The organism is Streptomyces alkaliphilus (genome assembly GCF_014141535.1).
Taxonomy (GTDB): domain Bacteria; phylum Actinomycetota; class Actinomycetes; order Streptomycetales; family Streptomycetaceae; genus Streptomyces; species Streptomyces alkaliphilus.
Genome location: NZ_VKHT01001696.1, coordinates 1 through 508 on the forward strand (window position 1 = coordinate 1; position 508 = coordinate 508).

Sequence of the window (508 nt, forward strand, 5' to 3'; positions counted from 1 at the left end):
CCCTGTGCCTCTCCCACCACCCCGCCCTGCGAAGCGAGGTCCGCGCGGCTCCGCCTGGAGACCCCTCCCGTCACCGGTGAGGGACCGATCACCCTGCTCGAGCACGCCGAACGCTTCCCCGCCAGGGTCCGGGACGCCCGATGGGCGGCGGCCGGCACACCCACCGGCCCCGACCGCCTCCCCGACCCCGATCGGCTGCTCGCCGCCGCCGATCGGGGGCCGGTGGTGAGCCTCGTCGTGGGCCGGCGGCACGGGGACGCGTTGGTGGCCGCCGGCGGCACGGTACGGCGGGTCGAACTCCCCCTGCTGACCCGCAACGCGGTCGGCGCGACCCTGGGCACCCTGCGGGACGCGATCGCCCTCGCCCGGGACGCCGGGGCCCCGGCCCCCCGCCGCTCGGCGGCGGAGCGGGAGGTGGACGCGGTGCTGCGCTGGTTGTGGGACGCCGTGGCCGGTCCGGTGCTCACCGCCCTCGGCCCCCGGTGGCCCGCGCCGGACACCCCCGGAA

1 pseudogene is annotated in these 508 nt (G+C 79.3%); it reads left to right on the forward strand.

The features are described 5' to 3' along the window. A pseudogene (locus tag FNQ90_RS26375) lies at nucleotides 1-508 on the forward strand (hypothetical protein); the annotation flags it as partial.